We start from the raw sequence: 21594 nt of genomic DNA, 5'->3' as shown, positions 1-21594 counted from the left end.
CAGGTTTGGCTGAAACGAGTTCAATCGCTGGATATTTAGGATAATCGATACTTCTGAATTCAGATACCTTTATCATCACCAAATCTACGTTAAAAATACGGAAGCTTGTTTCCGATAATGATAGACCGTCCATTTATAGTAGCCACTATAAAGGATCAAGTACCCGCCCATCACCAATCCAATCATGAGCCATGGGGTTTGATCAAATAAGAAACTAAATGCATACATGACAATCACCGCATGACAGCTCCCCACCACAAATGGCCTATAGAATAATACACTGATTTGCTTACGATACACACGAAGTATTTCAGCAAAACTTAAGCCCATCTTATTTAAAACTTGCATCTGATTACGATCTAAACTTAATTCTGTAAAAGATTTAAAGTATAAGATACTACCCAATCCAAGTAGTAGTAATGCCCCAATAAAGCAACTCACGAAAGTAAGGGGTGAAATAACCGCTAGCAAAAAGGAATGAAATAAATAAGTACCATTAATCAAGTTTGTTTGATCACTCAGTTCCTCAAATAGGACTTTACTTTTGTGCCAGTCATTAAATTGATAACCATGTATTTGAACTTGTTGGTCAGCTTGCTGAACTTGTTGACTGAATGCATGAAATTGCGCCTCTGAAACAATCAATAAAAACCTCGTTTGGTCATGCTCATTAAAGTAGATTCCTGTTAATTCATGGGTAATCTTAAGCGCTGGTTTTTGTTTTAAACCAGAAAGCTGATACCTATAAGGGGTGACGCTTTGCAGATCATCTTTCCATATTCCACTATTTTTGGCCAAGACAGCTTCTTTATCTCCAATCTGAAGAAGGGGTTGGCGCTGGTTTTTCCGCAATTGATTAAACGATTGAATTGAAATGACGGCGTATTGGCTATACTCATCTACATCCGTAAGGATTGGGAGATGAATCTCCTCTTTTACTTTCATTTCATGCTTATTCATTAAAGCCACAACCTGTTTATTCATCACCTTCTCCTTATCAATCACAGATAAATGGAAAGGGGCTTGTTTTTCCGCTACACGTTCAGACTCTACTCCATACATAATACAAATCCCCACCACGCTTAGCACGATACTTGTTAAGATTGATACCATAAAAATAATCTTGGTATGATCGGCTAAACGATACCTGAGATTGGTAAAAAATAAAAACCACAAAGATCGCTCTTGTACCGTTGACGTTTTGGTCATCTGATCCACAAACCATACGCTTGTTTGTGTAATAAGAAAGTAGGTGCCAATGAGTAAAAGTACCCCAATCATTAATGACAACTGTGCAAGCTGTGATAGAGAACTGCTTAAGGCTAATCCATATCCTGTCGCAATGCTGATTAGTGCTAATCCGACCAACCAGATTGAAAAGCGAGGCTCCTTTTTGGTTGCCGTCTGCACATGAAAAAGGGAACGAATCGATACTTTACGGAATGAAAAACGGCTCCACCACGACAACAAAATGAAAATAAACAAAAAGGTGATTGCAGTAACCAAAGCCGGTACCCCAGGGGAAGATGCCACAATCGGATCTTGAAATCGCAATACCTTAGAAATCCCTAGAAAAAAATAATTAGAACAAGCTATACTTAAACCGATACCGATTACAATTGAAATGAAACCGATCATACAGTTTTCCCAGAACACCAATCGTGTCATTTGTTTCACAGACATCCCTAACACTTGGAAAACAGCTAAATCTTTCTTGCGATTATGCAAAAAAGCAGATTGAGAGTATCCTAAAAACAGAATCGCAAATAGTCCAATGATTACCTCAACCATGTAAATGAGTCCCACAAATGCCTCCGAAACCATACTATCCTCCAATATCGGGTGATATAACAGCGCAGTATAGAGATAAAAGAGGATTACGGTAAAGATACAACTATAAAAATAAGCGAGATAAGACCGTGCATGAAAAAGTAAACTTTTTTTAGCCAAGGTACGATAATGCATCGTGTTCACCTCCCAGCGCAGTCATCACGTGTACGATGCGTTGATGAAACCTGCTGCGCTCTTTTTCCGCATAGAGTTCATGAAAAAGCTGTCCATCTTTGATTACAACCACACGATCACAGAAGCTAGCCGTGTAAGGATCATGCGTTACCATCACAATCGTAGCCAGTTCTTGCTGATTTAATTTTACGAGTGCTTGCATCAGCGACTTGGCTGACTTGGAATCTAAATTACCAGTTGGTTCATCCGCAAGGACGACAGCAGGAGTATGAATGAGTGCACGTGCCGCAGCAACGCGTTGTTTTTGTCCACCTGATAGTTCATGCGGGCGATGTTTTAATATCTCACGAACACCTAAAATATCTGCCATTTTTGCTATTTTTTGCTGACTATCTTTATGTTTGATTTGATTTAACGCCAGTGGTAAATGCATATTTTCTTCTACTGTTAAAAAATCTAATAGCTGAAAATCTTGAAAAATAAATCCTAAGTGTGACTTGCGAAATTGTGCTCGATTCACATCAGTTAATTCATCCAAATGTTGATTCTGTATGTATACATCCCCTGTTGTAGCTTGTTCGATGGATCCTAGTATCTGAAGCAATGTGCTCTTCCCGCTTCCAGAAGGCCCCATGATTCCTACAAACTCACCTTTATTTACGGTTAAGTCAATTCCTTTTAACGCTTGATATGGAACACCGATTCCCGCTTGTCCATATGTTTTCGTCACCTGTTTCGCCACGAGTACGCTCATGGTATCACTACCTTTCCTAAGAAGATAACCTTATCTTACAATGGAAAGGGCTACTCCTCCCATCGATTTGACTTACAAGCTACTCGCGTTCCCTTACAGATTTGTAAGCCTGATGAAAACTTATCGATGTAGCTCCATATTGCCACGCTGAAAAGAAAGTATAACAGTTGTTCCGCTTCCTACCATCGATTCAATTTCCACTCCATGCTCCAGCCGATCACATATTTGTTTGACTAAATAAAGCCCTAACCCTGTGGCTTGCGGATATTCTCGTCCATTTGCTCCGGTGAATGAGGGCTGAAATACACGTGGCAAGTCATGTGCTGGAATACCGGGTCCCTTATCTGTAATCTTCACTTGCACCTGATCCCGCTCTACATTACAGGTAAACCGAATCTTGCTATTCTTATTTATATATGATGTATATTTAATCGCATTTTGAATGATCTGACTGAAAATAAATTGTATCCATTTCTCATCGGTTAAAATATAGATATCGTCATCAGGAAGCTTAAATTCCGGGAAAATTTGATGTTTGATAAACTGTTTTTTCTTGTCGTGAATCGCTGCTCGAAGCAAAGGCTGAAGATGATAGAGCTCTACTTGGTAATCGGCTCGAAAATCAGCAATCCGTGCTACATGGAGCATCTGATCGAATCCTTCCGAAAGTGCATGCACCTCTTCTTCAACATCACTAGCCACCAAATTTTGTTTGGCTTGCATCGTTAGCCATAACGTAGCTAACGGGGTCTTCATCTGATGAATCCACAAATAAATCATTTCTAATTGCTCACTCTGTTGTTGCTTGATCTTTTCCATTTCGCCTTGCGAAACTTGCCAAATAGATTGACACACCTGCACAGTCAATTTATCTTCTACATGCACGACATTTGGAAAAAGCATCTGGGAAAATTTAGGTTTCTCGCTGTGCATCTGAAGCAGTCCTTTATAAAAATCATATTTGCGCATCAATTGCACAGTAAAAAATAGGACAAAAAAAACAAAGGAAGCCATAAAGAGGTATGGTAGCTGTTCCCATACCTGTTTGTAAACAATAGGTTTGAAAGAAAATAGCAATAAAAAATAAGAGAGTAGGAAAAAGGTATGTCCCAAATAAAATAGCATATAGGAGCGGTTTGCTTGTAGCCATACATATAATACCTGGCTCATTGGGCTACACCTACTAGTACAGAATGGAACTGATACCCGATTCCACGCTTCGTCTCAATAACATCAGTTAATCCTAACGCCCTTAACTTCTTACGAACTCGCGTAACATTTACAGTGAGCGTATTATCATCGACAAATGTCTGATCATCCCATAAGGCGGTTAAGCATTCTTCCCTGGTTATCACTTGCTCCGGTTTACTCATCAGCAAATGAAGTAGCTTCCATTCATTTTTACTTAAGTCTTGCACCTCTTTGTCTCGATAACAAAGATGCAAGGTCTCTATCCCTAGTTTTAATTCCCCAATCTGTAAATAGGACGGGTTTACGTGAGCTAGCTCTCCATAAGTACGGCGAAGTAAAGCTTTTACTTTAGCATGTAGCACTTCTAATAGAAAGGGTTTGGTCATATAATCGTCCGCACCACTATCCATCCCCATAATCTTTTCCATATCTCCATTACGAGCTGATAAAAATAGAATCGGTACTGCTGAAGATTCTCGTATTTTACGACACAGATAAAACCCGTCCACATAGGGTAAGTTCACGTCTAAGAGTACAAGATGAGGGTTTACTTCAGCAAAATACGTTTCCACACAGGTGAAATCTTCTACCACATAAACTTCATAACCATATGGTTGTAAGTAAATTTGAATGGCATCCGCAATTTTGCGTTCATCTTCTACAATAAGTACTTTGTACGACATTTTCATACTCCCTTTTTACTCAAAATTTACCCTCAATTCAAAGTGAATTGAGGGGATTTACGCAAACTATGCCGTTAATTTTCGTAAATATTGATAAACATATCCAACTGCAAAGCGTATGCCTACACATAGCACACCGATAAATACACTGTAAAAAAACTCATCGGGGGTTTGATTAAATGGGACAATAAAACCAACGATTCCCCATGCAATCATACGTGTAAAGATAGCCCAAAAATATAAGGTAACCGCTAATGTAACAAATACAACTATCGCTAAAGAGGCCGAATGAAAACTTCTACCTATTAAAAAAGACAAAAAAAACATTTCTACAACTGAAAATAAACTACCTAAGAAACGAAAGAGAGATTTAAAAAACCCAAACATTCTGCCTCACCCCATTTCACTACTAGAAAATTTATTACGAACCTTCTGCTGTATCTGTAGACTGACGTGGTGAGAGTAGGGTCTTGCTCATATAATCTTTTATCTCTTCATCAACATCTGCAATCGGTCTCACTTCTGTAGCGGTCTCCATCATCTCTTCACCCCATGACAGTCCCCACAGCATCAGTTGATCCTTTTCATGTGTACGATAATCCGCCTTCGTCCCATCTGCTTTATAAACATCCGGGGGTTCATTTTGGACGACACATGTTTTGACTTCGCTACGTTGATTCCGTTTTCCACGCATATATAAGGCTGCATGTCGCTCCGGTAAACGTTCCAAAAAAGGAGCTTTTAGATATCCTCTGGTCAATGCCTCTACTTCATCAGATCCTTCGGTCTGACCACAACTTATAATCATCCCAATATTGGTCCGGATCGCTTGTAATAAGTCTTGGTTTTTGAGCTGATCAATTTCACGGGTGATCATCCCAATTCCATATGCATATTTACGATCCTCTGATAAAATTTCGGTCAGCAATGGTAGCTCCAACATTTGTGCTTCATCAATCAATAAATGATGAAATCTAGCCCCTGCTTCTCTTCGTTTAGAGACTTGGTGATACTGATTAATCAGATGACCTACAGTCACACGCAAATCATAATCTTTCATGCCATAAGTATCAATAAATACCAAGTGACCTTCATCCATATATTTTTGAATATCAAGTGTCATATTTTTTTGACATAAGATACGACGCATTTTTGGTTTTTGCAGTAATCGATCGATTCGGTGTAGTACCGGCTCGGCGTCGCGTTTCAACTCTTGTTCATCTGAGTTTAACCAGAACCGCTTCACATACGGATCTTTCACTTTTTTCAGGACTTTATTACGGAAGTCTAAATTACGAAATAGATCATCGATCCCTAGAATCGTATGTGGCTCCTCATCTTCTAGTAAGCTTTGTATCGCTACGCCCATCAACCGGCGGGACCGGAGTAAAGATTCTTCATTGCTACTCAATTCTGTGACCAGCACTTTTGCCGTTTGTTGGGCCAGCATGTTACTCGTCATACCTTCTACTTTGTGCAGCAGGTTTAAGGCGGGTACATATTTCGTATCTTGAGCCAAGTTAAAGTGATGAATTTTGTCTTTAGGCAGCGAGACTCCCATTTTTTCAGCAATACGTAACCGATTTTCGATGATGGGAACAAGTTCACGCGCTGGATCGATAATGGTGAAGCCGGGGTGTTGGTCTGGATCGGCTAACCAATCATCTAATATCGATTGAATCATTTCTACAGATAAGCTCGATTTTCCCATACCGCTAGCACCTGTTAAGATGTAATGCTTTGCTAATTGTTCGTGATTGACACGCACCTCACGTTTCCCCATCGGATGATGAATATTTCCAATTAAAACACCTTCATTTAACTCATCGGCAGCGATTGAACGTTGATTTTCTTGCAAATGAAGCACATATCCACGAGCATCACTGCTCTCTTTGGGTTCCGTATAAATATAATGATCCCCCGGTGGAATATGAAATAAGGTTGAAATTTCATCCGATGTCCAAGTCATCGTTGTAAATGGCCATGGAAGGGGGACTAAATTTTGATCTGCTAATGGATTCCAATATTTTTGGCGTAAAAACCAAATCGCACCATCGTAGTTCACCGCTGTTTCAATCGATTCAGCTGTAGAACGAACCACAGAATCAGCCTTTTCGTGATTAGACCACAAGGAGAGTCTCACGGTAAAAGTAAGCTCACGCCCTGTCATACGTTGTGTCAAACTTACGCGACGTGCTTTTTCTTCGGGATCCATATCTTTCATTTTTTTACTTTTTAAGCTGTCATACGCATCATCTGTTCGATCCTCTAGGTCTTTCCAACGTACGGGTGCAAAGTGGAGATCGAGATATGTCCCAGGACGCAAACAGTTTAAAATACTTCCCAACTGACTCTGTTTTTGCTGATGAAGTGATGCCAGTGGTAACCCTTTACGTCGACCAAAGTGAAAGAGAAAATGACCACCCGTCCCACCTGTCGTTGGTGAAGGAAACTGATCCGCATTTAAATCGTGTATTTCTGCCGAAGCATATACACTTCGTAAGGTATCTTTCACACTATTTTCTTTGTCTTGTGGATAAGCCAGATAGATCCCTATTTCGTTTCGATCTGGCGGAATCGCAAACCGCAGGCGAAACCAAGGAATGCCATATTTCCAGCGTAACTGCCACGGTCTAGCCATCCGGCCAAAAGTACGGGTGAGCTCCGAAATTTTTTCTAACTCTAGCCGGACATCTTTAGACGGCAAAATTTGCAAATATTTAACACCCTTTGTAGCTCGCTGACGATACTTTGATTTCATCACATACCGACTGCCGACCGAAATGCAAACGCCGATAATCAAAATAAACATAAGAAGCGGCCACCATAATAAGATAAAACCCCACGCGGAGCTCAACATGTCGTCCAGTGCTGCGGTCGCTGTAGGTGAGTCTTTGGCATTATCTAATTTTTGATCGAGAAACACCCACAATTGAAACAAGCCTAATCCAATTCCACTTATTACGAGCAACCCCATAAAGATTTTAGCTACCCATCCCAACACTTTATCTTCACCATTGGGCAAATTATTCCACGGAAACATCATCTCCCACCTTTCCATTTTTTATCCGCCTATCCATTTGCCAGTTGTGTATTTTCTACTCCCGCTGTGTGGTAATCGTTGGTTGAACAAGAGTAAGTGGGTCTAATAACTGATCATTAAGCCGCACTTCAAAATGCAAATGCGGGCCGGTACTCCAGCCATTACTTCCCACTAAGGCGATCACATCTCCTTTTTGTACACGTTGCCCTGCCCTCACTTTCACGTCGTGATCTTCCATATGGGCGTACAGGGTCTGATAGCCATTCCCGTGATCAATGATTATTTTCCAACCATATCCCGTTGAAGAACGCGACTCGATCACCACGCCACTATGACTAGCAAAAATCGGACTATTCGCCGGTTTTCCTATATCAATCCCCGAATGATATTGATATACTTTTTTGATGGGATGAAATCGATTACCAAACTTAGATGTAATCCTTCCGCCTTCCAGCGGCCAGATAAATGAACCTGCTGCTACTTCGATATCTTGCCCCTTCTGAACAGGCATTGCATAGGATTCCGCATAAGATTTTACTTTCAGTACATAATTTTCATAATCGTGGTTATACTGCCAAATCGCACCGTCACGGGCAAACCAATCTTCTCCATCTTGGTAATTGGCCGCCAAATATTTGGCAGCAGCATGAATCGCATCGACAGGGTCATAGGGGTTCGCTACACCATCTCCATCTGCATCAACACCGTATCCTTTATATTTTTTGATTAAGTCAAGATTCGTTACATCGACATGATCAGGTAAGTCGCCTAAACGTGTCCCGCCGGGATAACTCCACCCTACCCACGTTTTATCCATAAACTGCATATGACCTTCTGCATTTACACTACTTTTGCTCAAGTTGCGACCAAAATCCGTCTCCACTTTATGAATCGCTGCTAATATATGCCACGGGACACCATATTTTTGGCCAGCCTCTTGATAAATAGGCAGATATTTTTGGCCCACAGCTGGAAAATCGGATGTTATTTCCCAGTCTTTATAGGACGACATCGGAGGCGGTGTTGTAAACAGCGTAAGAAATAAGTTCGTGACGAGTAGAATAAAGACAAATAGCACACCCAGGAGAATGAAAATGACAACACCGACAACTCCTTTTATGCCAACATTTTTTTTAGGTGGGAGAGGCTGCATCCGCCTTTGCAACTGCTTCACTTGATTATTCCAAGCTCCCACGTACCTCCACCTCCTTGATTACCCATTTCTGTGCTTCTTTTCTTTCTAACTGTAATTGATATACACGTTCTATTAGGATGGGATCCACTGCTTGCTTTTTTTCTTCGATAATTGTTTCGATTAAACATACTACCCCTAACCGCTCGGCTGTACATCCCACTTGCCCAAATTGGCGAAAAGATCGTATCGGGGTTTCCGCAAGCGGTCGGCCATTTTTTGTTTCAGCCACAATCCATTCATATACGTCAGGCGTCGTGATTTCTTGTATAGCAGATAGGCGACTAGCTTCGGAGTTAGCTTGATCGGTGGTGTATAAGCGTAAAAAAATCTCAGCTTGTTGTTTAGCCTCCGTAATTTCCATATCCGTATAGCCGCTACTTGATGACGCCGCTTCTGGCTCAACCTCATTTTCAACTGGCCGTGACTCTTCTTGAGCGACTAAACCCCATTCATACAAAAAATATTTAGTTGAAAACCCCACAATAATAAAGACGAATAAGATCAGGAGGAACAAACGCCTCCTTCCACTTGGTAATTGGGTGTTAAACATCGATATCCTCCCTATTCTCATCGAGAATGCTATTTTCTCACTTTAAACCTCTGAATTTGATCTGTTATACGATCCGTATATTTTGTCACATATTGTATCGGCACTTCGACATTTAAATCGCCTCCACCCTTCTTCTCTTTCCCCATCGGCGCTTTCATAATGCTGAAGAGTTCATCGCGTTTCCAGATCACTCCAACCACTAAAATGAGTTGCATCGAAATGGTCCACACATACCCCGTATCTGATGGTGGCGCCATTTGGTATAAAAATTGGGAAACGGTGAGGAGCATACTAAAGAACACCCCGATAATCAGTTTAATCAGTTGAAAACCGATGAATTTTTTAAACCAATTGGTCACCACACTAGACCAAGCTGGATTTAAACCCATTAGAAAGGCAAAGGGAGCAAAGAGTGAGATGAGGACAAATAAAAATTGGTAAACCAGCATCGTTCCTGCAATGATAAAAAATAGTAACCCCAAAATAAGGTGTGAAACACAAAGCAACATGAGCAGTGTTAAGCGCTGAAAAACACCTTGCGTACTCACCATACCATTGGGTCCTGCTCCAGCAGTTCCTTCATATTCCGCTTTAACCGCTTGATCACGTGCTGTACTTCCCGGCTTATGCTTTAAAATTTTTTGGATCCGATCGGTTGTCAGGAGTGGATCTTCAGAGGTTTTGGCGTATTGCAGCATGAGATAAGGCTCATAAATCATCATGTCATACAATTTATCGGAGATGACTAATGAAGATACTTCAGCTGGATAACTATTTTCATCATCCGTTAGCTCCTCTTGAAACTGGATGCCTACCCCCATCAACTCTTGACTTAATCCACTACTAATATCGTTAAAATAGCGCATGACACCACTTACATTAGCAAAAAACGCGAGCCCTAACACTAAAATCAAAACGCTGGATAACATCCCCGTGAGGGCATCGCCCGCCTTTTTTTGCACTAAGCCGGTATATGCAATCCACGCACCCGCGATAATAATCATCAGGGTTAAAAAATTACCCATTATCCCTGTGCTTCCATATCCTGAACCCGTAAAACCTGCCAATTGTTGCACTGCTTTTTCAACCGCATCTGCAAATTGATCTACGATATCTAGTGAAAAAGCATTTTCGACGATCATGATCACCGTAAAATTCCACGTAACCAGCCCTTGCCAAATAAAGTTGTTCAACTCATTCATAAAGACATAAGCTTGATCACTAATTTTGCCATCAAAATCAGTAAATGATTTTTCCTCCACAAAAATTTCTAAGTTATAGCGGCTCGGTTCATATTGGACAAACTGCGTTTCATACCCTTTGCTTTCAGCCTCTTTTACCTGTTCATCGGGGAATACGGTTAGTACATCCGTAATTAAATTGTATCCTTCACTTTCTGTCTCTGGCTCGGCATATACCGTACTCGCGTTACAAATGAAGAGAATACATAGCGCACTTATGATACCAATCCGTTTCCCCCACTTTCTCCACATGACCCTCCCTCCTTTCTCATATCTGTATTTTGGGTGTGCCCGGACGTGTATCAAATGCACGGAAGAGTCGTTGATCCAGTACCATCATTTCGAGTTCATTGACTCGTTTTTCAAGATCTGCCATTAGACAATGACCTGTAGGTAAGTTACGAACGAGTTCAATATGCGTCTCGTTAGCTTCTATACCTAATATTTGACAGGCCGCTTCTGCCTCTTTTTGATCGCGACATCGAAACACAAACCGACAGCCTAAGTTGGAACGAATCTCTTCACCCAACATATCTTTTGCGTTTTGGCTAATCAGATAGATTCCTGCATTTTTACTGCGGCCGGTTCGCACCAGCTCTTCCAAGATCGATCTACCTTCGCGAACCTTAGCTAATCGCCACGATTCATCAAATAAGACCAACTTAAAATGATCAGATGATTGATTAGAGAACCGCCGTGAAAAATCAGATATGGCCATTAGTAAGGCGATAGACATCCGACCATAGTTGGTTTGACTTTCTTCTGGAAGTTTTAAGTCCTCTACTTGTAAAATCGTGAGCGGTTGCGATAAATCGATTGCCTTTTGGCTCCCATCACCGAAGAGCAGTTGGCCTTGTCCAGAAATAGCAAGGTAATTTAAAACATCAATGATCTCTTCTAACACATCTTGTCTTTTTTCCGGCGCTGTTTTTTTACTCTCTTGTAACGTTTCAATCACTTTCATCATTGAGGGTGCGGGTTGCTTTAACACATAGTCGACCGCTTTTCCAATGACAATCGCTTCATAAGTGCCATCAGCTGCGCGCACGATAAATTGTAAAATGCGTTTGGCCGTTTCTGCTGCAGCTACTTTATCACTATGCGAACGCACCCCCATAAGGGGATCTAATTTCCCTCTGTCTTCTTCACTCGCACGCAAGGTTACAACGTTTGTAATCCCACGCAGCTCAGGTAACATTTGGGGCCAATGTGCGCGTTCATCCTTGGGATCAAAAATGAGTACTTTAGAACCATTTAATAGCGCTTGATAGGCCAATAAATTAGCACCTAGGGACTTTCCTGCTCCCAGCGAACCAATAAAAGCCGCTGAAGCAGTAGAACTTAACTTCTCATCTTTAGGACCTCGATCATGCTGAAAGAAGACTGGTAGGTTACCAGACATCCCGATTAAATGTCCTTGTCCATCTCCTAACTGCCTGGTTGCACCCAGCATACTAGCCGCTACGGCTGCTGGTTCCATATATTGAATATAATCGGTGATCAGACGATCTGCACCGGGAATGAACTCGTTAAATCCTCTCCACTGATCCCCATAGGGAACTTCAACTTGAATCATATCATCACTATATAAGTCTTTTACCAGTTGAATGCGTAAGTCTAATTTTTCCATCGAGGTTGCCGATAGACAAATCACAATAGAGGTACGAAGTAGCGGGAATTTATCTGTTCGTAAATTACTTTCTAATTCACTTGCTTCTTGGCGGCTATTTAAAATGTGATAGGCTGTTTCTTCACCGCTCTCAATCGCATGCTCATCTTCGGCTTTTAATTCTTTTTTCTTATTTAAAACATGACTTAACGCTTTACCGTGTTCGATTGTAGTAGTCCGTATGGAGGCTTCAACTGGAAAAGCCAATTTTTGAAGTTGGTATATCCACTCGGTTCCTGGAAAATTGGTTTTATCAGGGATATGCGAAATCGTAAGAAACGCCATATATCCTTTTTTAGTTCCACCATCTAAATGTTGTTCTACAATTAGACGCCGTCCATGCGAGTCATCAAATCGCCCTTCTGTCAAGGTTAAAACATCTCGGTCTGGACGCTTAGCGCGGCGTCCATCTATTTCTATGGTCTGAGTAAAAGGCTGCCAATCATTTCTGATCGGTGCTTCGCCAATCCCACGATAAAAATTACGTCGGATTAGCCATTCGATATCTTCGCTAACTACCCGTCTCGCACGTAAATAGCTTGTTAAACGTGAATAAATCAGCTCTTCTTGAATCTGATAAGCATGAATTTCTTCTTCATATATCTCATCCATATCTGTCCCCGATTGATTGAGAAGATAGCGCTTAAAATCTTTCAAGTTATATAAGAATTGACGTAAAAATGACTCTCCCCGAATTGAAGCTGGTTTTAGTTTTACACCAATAAAAAAGCGATTTTGATGAATTTCCCTTCCTTGAAGGTGATCCACACTTAAATCAATGATTTGATTTCCGGTTTCTGCTAGTTCTTCCGATAATTGCCGGTTCATATCATTTCGCAGCTCTGCTAAACTTTGGTTAACAGGTACCACCAATGCATGCGTTTCTGAATGGATATTCCAGTAAAAAGCTTCTAGGTTTGCATGTAAGCTGAGCTGATCATCTTCTGATCGATAATCATAGTGATAGGGTTGAAGTTCATAGTAGGCATAAACAGCACCGTCTACCCCAAACACTAAATTATGTTCAAAATATTTAACTGGAAATATGATACGCGCCATCTATGACTCACCTCGCGTTGTCTTTCTGTATGCGATATCATGCGCATATTGATAACCGCTTCTATGCGGGTGTTCGAGCTCACGATAACGTGCAAAATGATGTGCAGCAAAAAAGTGTTCGAGATAACGTAATAGGAACCGATGTGGTGCTTTTCCATCTAATGTTTTTCGTGTGAAAAACCATGCTACAAGTACCGGAATCGCAATAAATTTGACCAAAAACAAGTCGATCCAACTAATGGGTGGAAATTTATTCAAAAGGATCATGATAAACAATGCCCCCACAAAAAAGGCCATCTGACGATAAGAGACTGGAAATGGTAGATGGACGCCTTGCATGGAATAAACCGTTTTTTCTACACGAAAAACTTGATTATAAATACGTATCTGCCTCATTTGAGATACGCCTCAAACAACCATTTAAATGCATCTGACCCCAAGGAAGAGATTAATTGTGGCTGGAAGATAAAAACACTAACCAGCATCGCAAATAAGGCAAATCCAATAAATGCTGTAAATGCACGTTTCCAAAATAAAGTTAAACTAATGATAATCACAGCTAGAAAAAAAAGCGCGCCCACTTCCCCCCCAACCGTTTCTTGCAACTTTTTACCTGGTCCTTCAGCCAGTAACCACATGGTATAAAAATTCACTTCGAATCAACCTCCCCTTCTCTTATTTGTGTGAGATACCAGCGATCCCCTTCTTGTATGAGATGAACGGTGTAATGCGTGATCAGCTCAGCTTCAGATGCTAAGTCCGTTAACCGTACGTCAAATTCAACATCGTATATATCTTCTTCATTTTGATATACCTTTAAATTTTCCAGTTTTTCAAAACGAACGACCCCGGTTAAACCTTCTACAGGTGTATTATCTTTATGAAAATACCCAATTTCTTCTGGACTACCTGTTGTATATACTTTCCAATATGATGTAACAAATTTTTCTACTTCGAGACGAATCTGATCAGGTACAGCCTTTTTTACTTCTTCTTCGGTTACAACTGACTCTGTCACTGTAGCAATCGGAGCTGGCACGAAATGAGGCGTTTCCACTACTATATAAGTTTCTCCTGCTGGCCTAATCGCAACGGCTAGATAGCGATCTACACGCTTTTGTTGTTGTTCATTGTTAACGTTGGTTAGCACAGTCTCTGCGAAGACGATCAAATCTTTGATACTACTCCCATCCGCTCGTTCTTTTACTTCCCATACATCTACGTTCCTTGTATAAGAATTCCATGCGGCATCATCAAAGGACAGTCCACCTTGCACATCCATCTTCGGTTTCCAAAAGCTTTTTAACCGTTCTGCTCTGGCCTCTTCATTCCCTCTCGTCCAAAATAGATATTCCCGTGTAAATTGCTCTGCAAAAGCGGTCTCACTCACATTTATAGCCGGCTTTTGCTCCTGCTGTTCTGCTTGCACTGGGTTTGAGGATGATGGGCTAGGGATTAATTGAAATTGCAACAACCAGACCACGGTTGTACTTAACGCTGTGTATAAAATTACCCCCCAAAAAAGGAAACGCATTCCTTTTTGCTTCATATGGGATCGCAATATACTCCCTCCCCTATTTCGATGTTACAAGCTTAGATTGAATGATGTAACGTTCTGGTGCTGTTCCTACATATTGAAATGGATAACAAGTGGTTAGTGTTAGGATGGGTTCATCATGAGATACGATCACCGTTCGATCATCAGGCTTGGTAATCCATGTTTTTGTAATGCGATAAACAAATGTATCTTGCTGTGCACGCACATGAATTTCATCACCCACTTTAAGTTCTCCAATCCGCCGAAAAACGGTATCCCGATGTCCTGATAACACTGAATTATCATGTTCACCTGGCAATACACTTCCTGCATAATGCCCGATTCCTTGTTCCAACTCATCTTCATTTGTACCTTCAATAATCGGAATTTGTGCATTTAGATTTGGAATGATCAGATCAGCAAAATGCTCCCCTTGTGTAGGTCTTTCCTCCCATATCAACTGCTTTTTCTTGTCGATCACAACAGGTTTAGAAGCTACAGGTTTTATCTCATTCACAATTTGCCTCTGCCATATAAAATGAAGGGCCGAATAGCTCGCATAGGCCGCTCCCACTATAATCATCAGGGATGCGGCCCACTTTTTGACATTCAATTTTTTTCAACCTTTCGCTGCCGTAAAAAGTATGCACCACCAATTAACGCCGAGACCCCTCCGATTAACACACCATTCATGTCATTACCAGCGGTATCTGGAAGTTCCCCGCCATCCACTGTTTGTATATCATGATCCGAGTTCGGCTCATCGGCTGTGCTTGACTCTGTAGGGGTACTTGGGTTGGTTGCACTTGCTCCATCGTTTTTATCTGATTGACCCGTTTGAGCTGTATTTCCAGTCCCTGTGCTGGATGTTTCCGGTTTAGCTGTATTTCCAGTCTCTGTGCTGGATGTTTCCGGCTTAGCTGTATTTCCAGTCTCTGTGCTGGATGTTTCCGGCTTAGCTGTATTTCCAGTCTCTGTGCTGGATGTTTCCGGCTTAGCTGTATTTCCAGTCTCTGTGCTGGATGCTTCCGGCTTAGCTGTATTTCCAGTCTCTGTGCTGGATGTTTCCGGCTTAGCTGTATTTCCAGTCTCTGTGCTGGATGCTTCCGGCTTAGCTGTATTTCCAGTCTCTGTGCTGGATGCTTCCGGCTTAGCTGTATTTTCTTGCTTTGGAATCTCTTCGATAGGCTTAGATTGCGTTTGTTCAACAGGCTTTTCTTTCACTTGTTGTGTAGTTGGTTCTTCCTTTATTTTTTTGTCCGATCCTTCACTCGGTTTTGTTTCTGAGATTGAACGCTCTACCTCTCTTTCTACCGATTCAACTTGTTGCTCTTCTACTTTAATTTTGGCAGGTGCTTCATCCAGTGGCTTCTCACTTGGAACGACTTCTTTATCCGCAAAAGCTGTTCCGATACCAATCGACATACCTGTTGCAAGACAAAGGGAGACCGTGGCGGCAGCATTGGATAATCGTGCGGGTCGTATGAATTGTTTTTTTCTGCGGTTCCTACGGTTCGGGTCATTTTCCTCTAAATCAAATTGTCTCAATAAGTCACGATAGGAGGAACCTCGCGTTCTGATCAAAGACGTTTGATTACGATTTCTTCCTTTCGAAGTATTCATTTTTTGCCCTCCTTGGCAACTACCATAGTACCTTATACCTCCTATAATATTACAAAAATTAAGTTTGCTTCAACAAAAACCCACAAGTTTCTGGTCTAAATTGTGTATTTTTTTCCAGTAACGCATCCGCGATTTTCAACAACTAGTATAATTAGCTAACATTTAATAACCAGATTGCGCCGTTTAACAAGGTAGCAAAGCTCACCCATAATGCGTATGGAACAAACAACCATGCTGCCACTTTAGAAAGTTGCCGCGCAGTCTGTATATATAAGAGAATAACAAGCCATAGCACCACGATATCAAAGAAAGCCACTCCAATTTGTTGAAAACCAAAGAATATGAGGGACCAAGCGAAATTTAACAATAGCTGAACGATAAAAATAACCATTGTTTTGGTACGGAGTGGACTCGGCTCTTTGAGATAAATCAACCAGCCAGATAGCGCAATAAATAAGTATAGCACGGTCCAGACTGGACCGAAAACCGCATTAGGAGGATTAAAGCTTGGTTTTACCAATTGATCATACCAAGAGCCAGCACCCGTTTCCGTAAATAGAGCGCCTAAGATCGAAACAGTGAAGCATAAAACGATAAATACGACGAGTGAAAGCCATTTTTGTTTAATCAATGAAACCCCTCTTCCCTTAAAGTACCGTACAATCGTGCACAACATCATTTCAGCTGAAGTGGTTAATTCCAATCTTTCATGCGTGTCTCCAGATTTCCTGTAAACAACTCAAAACAAATACCATCAGGATCTTCAAATTGCAATGACCATCCCCCACCACGAAAGACTGCTTTTCTCACGATGGATACACCTTTCCTTTGTAATTCCCGATTCCAAGTATGAAAAGTAGCTTCATCTACCGTAAATGCAATGTGGTCCAGCCCTAAGCTAGGTACCTGCTGAAGATCTGGCTTTTCAAGTAAGCAAATCCACATATCTCCCCATGTTAGATATACGTCTCGCCTACCACGATGTACCAGTTGTGCTTCTAAAATCCCTATATAAAAAGACAAACTCTTCTCTATGTTATTTACCCTTAAAGTGAGATGATTAAAGCCAGATATATTCACCTTTCAACCTCTTTTAGCTGTTTAGTTTGGAGTCCTTTTATTCTATATATAAACGCTTCATACCCGTTTCTACAATTTGACGTTTTTGATTTACAATTCGATAAGGAATACACACAGAAAACAAGGAACCGAAACAAGAAGGGGTTAATACTAAGTGGTTTGCATCTATCCACTTCCAATTATATGTTTCTCCTTGGAACATAATCCCATTTTTAAACCAAGGATGCTCAGCTTCTCCAAATGGATTAAAACATAAAGAGAGTGAGAGATCATCGCAAAATTGAAGGAGCTCCAAATTGGTCTTTAATTGGTCACGATCCTTTTTTGGCATATGTGTCATTAAACGCAATTGTCTTTCTTGCTCTCTATCCCTAAACTGTATCGCCTCTTGATCTGATTTCTCTTTAAAAAAAGTAGCATAAAAAAGACTACATAAACATGCCGCATATGCATCTACAGATTCAACTTCCGCAATGCCATTTGTATAGGCAGCTATCTTGGGTGTTTGTGGATAAGTAGCAAAAGAATAGGGCATTTGTTTTTTTTCATCCCACTTCATTTCTTCATCTAGTTTTTGCCAACCTCGATCATGTTGTGCAATCGCATATAAAACAGAATTTAACGGTACAGGTGTGAAAGACATATGGCGCGCGAGTTCTCCGGCTATTAAGCCATGTTTATGTTGCTCAACAACTATAAAACGTTCCCTCATCAATCGCACAATCATAGATACGCCTCCTATTTATGATCCACTTGACTGGAATCGGGTGCGCAGTTGCTCAGGAAGTGCTACTGATTTACGTAATGCTAAATCTATCGTTACACTCGTTACTTCTGCATCTGCTACTAATTCGTCCTTCTCGTTAACTATTTCGTGTTTTAGTACATAACTACTTCTTCCTATTCTTATCGGCTCAGTCGATATCGTTAGATGTTGTCCCAAAGTAGCTTCTTTACGATAATTAATCGAAATATGAACGGTAACCGTTCCAATTCCCATATCTGCAAAAGTTTGAAACGGCAAATGGGACTTGTTGTACCAATCTTCACGGCTCCATTCCATATATTCAAGATATTTGGCATTGTTCACATGTCCCATATTATCAATTTCTGTCGGCCTAACTTCAATCATTATTTTTGTTTTCATTTTCTCTCTCCTTCTTTTATAAATTAGCATACCAAAAAACAGAGTTTTCTACTTAATGATACACGTAAAAACTCTGATCAAATCTTTGAACCTATACATAAGTAAGCCTTACAAGTGTATGAATTGTCCATTTGATCGACGATGCCTATTTACCCTTGGTTCATACACACCTAAAACACAAAGTTTAACCACTAACACGAATCCACATCATCATGTGCGCTACAAGAAACTTGACCCTCTTTTATTTTTCTCTATCTCGCTATTTTTTCATCCATTTTCTCTACCACATCAATCAACTCTGTCCAATATTTTTTATCTTGAAAGAGACGCAAATGATGAGTAATCCATTCTTGGTGCCACAAAAATATACGGAAAGCGATCCACTTATCTTTATGTTTTACTTTCGTATACTCCTCCTGACAACAATGAAAAAGTAATGGTTCTATTTCTTCATATAAGTCAATTAATACTTCTTCCGAGCTATTCGCAAAGTGTATACGTGAAAGCCATTGACCACGGCCGTTTTTCCAAATACTTAAAATTTTCTTGCGTGTATAGCTACTTTGATATTGTTTAAATTCCTGCCTGCCCCAGTTGGAATCATCAATTTGACTTTTTAAAATAATATCTACCAATTGAAAAACAAATCGCAATTGAGCTTTGTCCATTTTATTAACTTCTAGATTACGAATTTTCACGTTGCACTGATTCAAAACTGGAATGAGCTCTCCCATTTTCACTGTTTATTTTCCTCCTTCATTCATTCCGTTAAATAGAAGTGCTTCCTGCATTCGTCATCTGTCTCTTCTTTAAGTGAATAAGGAAGTATTTTGCATGATTTCCCCATTTGACTGTGGTGTATTTTGAGTCATCAACACGACTGAAATAATACCTTACTCACCTCAGTTAATTTGCCGATCAACAAGCTGTTTACAGTATTTCATTTAGGGACTTACACATTTCCATAAACGATGATCAATTTCCTTCCTCTTTTTAGAGATTTTACAAGCTATTTTTTTTATAATTTTATTCAAGCGTATTCATTTGCATTATTTTTCCATTTCAGCGTCGTGTACTTTGCTCTCCATGCACTTTCGCCTTGCAAAGCAGCTAAAAAGACCGCTCCGCCAAAACCTTACAGCGCTCCCAAAACTCCCTATCGGTCAAACAGGTTGTTGGCTTCGCTAGGTACGGCTCAAAGGCATTTCCGCTCAAAATACACTTCCTAAATTTGGATAATCAACACTATTGAATTTTATTGTTATAGGTATTTGTTTTATATCAATAAAAAAGCAGATCACACCTAAGAATAGGGCTGATCTGCATATTCAAGCAAGCGTGTCGATGTTCATGATTTTTTCATGTGGCACGCTCGATATTTCCCTCGATCGAAACGACTAATATTTAATCACACTTTTCAATTGTCCATTATTTTTTCTTCTTGTTTACCATATGAATCGCATGCCCCGATATGCCCTCAGCAGCTTCCATTAAGGCTTCTGATAGGGTTGGATGGGCGTGGATCGTGAGTGCTAAATCATCAACATGTGCACCCATTTCAACGGCGAATACTGCTTCTGCTATTAATGTAGATGCTTCTGGACCTACAATTTGAACCCCTAATACTTGTTTACTTTCCTCATCGGCAATCACTTGCGCAAAACCATCTGTCTGATTCATCGAAAGTGCACGCCCATTTGCCTGAAAAGCGAAACGACTCGTTACAGGTGTGAATCCTTGCTCCTTGGCTTCAGCTTCAGACAAACCGGTATAAGCGATTTCTGGATCACTAAAAATCACATACGGCATCGCTTGGTAATCGATTTCACTATTTTGACCTGCAATCACTTCAGCCGCCACTTTGCCTTCATAACTGGCTTTGTGGGCAAGTAGATCCCCACCAGCACAATCTCCAATTGCATAAATATGGTCGATATTGGTTTTACATTGTTTATCGATTTGTATAAAGCCACGCTCATCCAGTTGAACTTCGGCAACATCTAAACCAATCTCAGCCGTATTTGGTTTACGCCCTGTCGCTACCAAACAATAATCAGCCGTAAAAGTTTGTGTTTCACCTTTCACGTCAGCTTCAACCGAAACCGTGTCACCGTCTACCTCTCCACTGTTCACCATCGCCTCTGTAACCACTTTAACGCCTAATTTTTTTAGCTTTCTCGCAACCATTTTCGTCAACATCGAATCTGTACCGGGCAAGAGCGACTTCGTACCTTCTAAAATTGTCACTTCTGCTCCTAATTTTGCAAATGCAGTTCCCAGTTCTAGTCCAATATATCCGCCACCCACTACCACTAATTTAGTAGGCACTTCTGTTAAGTTCAGGGCATCTGTGGATGAAAGTATTCTTTTTCCATCAAAAGGTAAAGATTTTAATTCAGCTGAGCTAGAACCCGTAGCAATAATACAGTCTTGGAATTTATAGGTTTGACTTGCGTCGTCACTTGAAACCCGAACACTGTTTGAACCACTAAAATAAGCTTCGCCTGAAACCACTTCAATTTGGTTTCCTTTTAGTAATTGCTGAACGCCATTGGTGAGCTTTTTAACAACTCCATTTTTCCAAGCCACTAATTTTTCCATATTCACTTGGACTTCACCACTTACTTCTATGCCCATCTCACCGGCTGATTGAATCCCCACTAGACGTTCTCCTGCACTAATAAACGCTTTTGAAGGAATGCAACCTCGATTTAAACATACGCCTCCAACTGTATCTTTGTCCACAATCGTAACCTTTTTCCCCAACTGTGCTGCACGAATAGCCGCTACGTAGCCTCCAGGTCCAGCACCAATAACGATCACATCAACTTCTTGCGCCAGATCTCCTACTACCATA

The 21594-nt window shown here is 40.7% G+C and carries 21 protein-coding genes; all 21 read right to left on the bottom strand.

Features of this window, described 5'->3' with window-relative positions:
• Window positions 1–84 precede the first annotated feature (84 nt).
• The 21 genes from IC619_RS04640 to lpdA all read right to left on the bottom strand — a co-directional run bounded on the left by IC619_RS04640 (window position 85) and on the right by lpdA (window position 21593).
• A complete protein-coding gene (locus IC619_RS04640; protein ID WP_191139246.1) occupies window positions 85–1965 on the bottom strand; it encodes an FtsX-like permease family protein in 1881 nt (626 codons plus the stop codon).
• Window positions 1943–2719: an ABC transporter ATP-binding protein gene (locus IC619_RS04635; protein WP_191139247.1), complete on the bottom strand. Its 777-nt coding sequence runs from the start codon at window positions 2717–2719 to the stop codon at window positions 1943–1945. The genes IC619_RS04640 and IC619_RS04635 overlap by 23 nt, the downstream gene beginning before the upstream one ends.
• A gap of 120 nt (window positions 2720–2839) precedes the next feature.
• The gene (locus IC619_RS04630) at window positions 2840–3889 is read right to left on the bottom strand and encodes a sensor histidine kinase (protein ID WP_191139248.1); all 1050 of its coding nucleotides are present in this window, start codon (window positions 3887–3889) and stop codon (window positions 2840–2842) included.
• Window positions 3886–4593, bottom strand: a complete 708-nt coding sequence (locus IC619_RS04625) for a response regulator transcription factor (protein ID WP_430624091.1) — start codon at window positions 4591–4593, stop codon at window positions 3886–3888. The genes IC619_RS04630 and IC619_RS04625 overlap by 4 nt, the downstream gene beginning before the upstream one ends.
• Before the next feature lie 66 nt (window positions 4594–4659).
• A complete protein-coding gene (locus tag IC619_RS04620) occupies window positions 4660–4980 on the bottom strand; it encodes a hypothetical protein (RefSeq protein WP_191139250.1) in 321 nt (106 codons plus the stop codon).
• Window positions 4981–5014: 34 nt separating this feature from the next.
• Window positions 5015–7636: a type IV secretory system conjugative DNA transfer family protein gene (locus tag IC619_RS04615; RefSeq protein WP_191139251.1), complete on the bottom strand. Its 2622-nt coding sequence runs from the start codon at window positions 7634–7636 to the stop codon at window positions 5015–5017.
• Window positions 7637–7691: 55 nt separating this feature from the next.
• The gene (locus tag IC619_RS04610) at window positions 7692–8831 is read right to left on the bottom strand and encodes a peptidoglycan DD-metalloendopeptidase family protein (protein ID WP_191139252.1); all 1140 of its coding nucleotides are present in this window, start codon (window positions 8829–8831) and stop codon (window positions 7692–7694) included.
• The gene (locus IC619_RS04605) at window positions 8815–9381 is read right to left on the bottom strand and encodes a hypothetical protein (RefSeq protein ID WP_191139253.1); all 567 of its coding nucleotides are present in this window, start codon (window positions 9379–9381) and stop codon (window positions 8815–8817) included. Before IC619_RS04605 ends, IC619_RS04610 begins: the two co-directional genes overlap by 17 nt.
• Before the next feature lie 29 nt (window positions 9382–9410).
• The gene (locus tag IC619_RS04600) at window positions 9411–10874 is read right to left on the bottom strand and encodes a CD3337/EF1877 family mobilome membrane protein (RefSeq protein WP_191139254.1); all 1464 of its coding nucleotides are present in this window, start codon (window positions 10872–10874) and stop codon (window positions 9411–9413) included.
• Between the two features lie 16 nt (window positions 10875–10890).
• Window positions 10891–13350 carry an ATP-binding protein gene (locus IC619_RS04595; RefSeq protein ID WP_191139255.1) on the bottom strand — a complete coding sequence of 820 codons (2460 nt, stop codon included), beginning with the start codon at window positions 13348–13350 and terminating at the stop codon, window positions 10891–10893.
• Window positions 13351–13746: a TcpE family conjugal transfer membrane protein gene (locus tag IC619_RS04590; protein WP_191139256.1), complete on the bottom strand. Its 396-nt coding sequence runs from the start codon at window positions 13744–13746 to the stop codon at window positions 13351–13353.
• On the bottom strand, window positions 13743–14003 hold the full coding sequence (locus IC619_RS04585; protein WP_191139257.1) for a hypothetical protein: 261 nt from the start codon (window positions 14001–14003) through the stop codon (window positions 13743–13745). Before IC619_RS04585 ends, IC619_RS04590 begins: the two co-directional genes overlap by 4 nt.
• Window positions 14000–14911: a conjugal transfer protein gene (locus tag IC619_RS04580; RefSeq protein WP_191139258.1), complete on the bottom strand. Its 912-nt coding sequence runs from the start codon at window positions 14909–14911 to the stop codon at window positions 14000–14002. Before IC619_RS04580 ends, IC619_RS04585 begins: the two co-directional genes overlap by 4 nt.
• Window positions 14912–14924: 13 nt before the next feature.
• Window positions 14925–15500 (bottom strand): class D sortase, encoded by a 576-nt coding sequence (locus IC619_RS04575; protein WP_224749461.1) that lies wholly within the window; start codon window positions 15498–15500, stop codon window positions 14925–14927.
• On the bottom strand, window positions 15497–16510 hold the full coding sequence (locus IC619_RS04570; RefSeq protein ID WP_213260837.1) for an LPXTG cell wall anchor domain-containing protein: 1014 nt from the start codon (window positions 16508–16510) through the stop codon (window positions 15497–15499). The genes IC619_RS04575 and IC619_RS04570 overlap by 4 nt, the downstream gene beginning before the upstream one ends.
• A 151-nt stretch (window positions 16511–16661) precedes the next feature.
• Window positions 16662–17141, bottom strand: coding sequence for a TspO/MBR family protein (locus tag IC619_RS04565; protein WP_213260836.1), 480 nt, complete (start codon window positions 17139–17141; stop codon window positions 16662–16664).
• A gap of 62 nt (window positions 17142–17203) precedes the next feature.
• The gene (locus tag IC619_RS04560; RefSeq protein ID WP_191139260.1) at window positions 17204–17590 is read right to left on the bottom strand and encodes a VOC family protein; all 387 of its coding nucleotides are present in this window, start codon (window positions 17588–17590) and stop codon (window positions 17204–17206) included.
• A 37-nt stretch (window positions 17591–17627) separates the two neighbouring features.
• On the bottom strand, window positions 17628–18317 hold the full coding sequence (locus IC619_RS04555; RefSeq protein WP_191139261.1) for a DUF3891 family protein: 690 nt from the start codon (window positions 18315–18317) through the stop codon (window positions 17628–17630).
• 15 nt (window positions 18318–18332) lie between these two features.
• Window positions 18333–18737, bottom strand: a complete 405-nt coding sequence (locus IC619_RS04550) for an acyl-CoA thioesterase (protein ID WP_191139262.1) — start codon at window positions 18735–18737, stop codon at window positions 18333–18335.
• A 251-nt stretch (window positions 18738–18988) separates the two neighbouring features.
• Window positions 18989–19471: a RepB family plasmid replication initiator protein gene (locus IC619_RS04545; protein WP_347239770.1), complete on the bottom strand. Its 483-nt coding sequence runs from the start codon at window positions 19469–19471 to the stop codon at window positions 18989–18991.
• A 694-nt stretch (window positions 19472–20165) separates the two neighbouring features.
• A complete protein-coding gene (lpdA, locus tag IC619_RS04540) occupies window positions 20166–21593 on the bottom strand; it encodes a dihydrolipoyl dehydrogenase (protein ID WP_191139264.1) in 1428 nt (475 codons plus the stop codon).
• Between the last annotated feature and the right edge of the window lies 1 nt (window position 21594).

The organism is Polycladospora coralii (assembly GCF_014773435.2).
GTDB classification, from domain to species: domain Bacteria; phylum Bacillota; class Bacilli; order Thermoactinomycetales; family Thermoactinomycetaceae; genus Polycladospora; species Polycladospora coralii.
The sequence above is the reverse complement of the archived record's forward strand: the minus strand, read 5'-3'. Positions and strand labels throughout refer to the sequence as shown.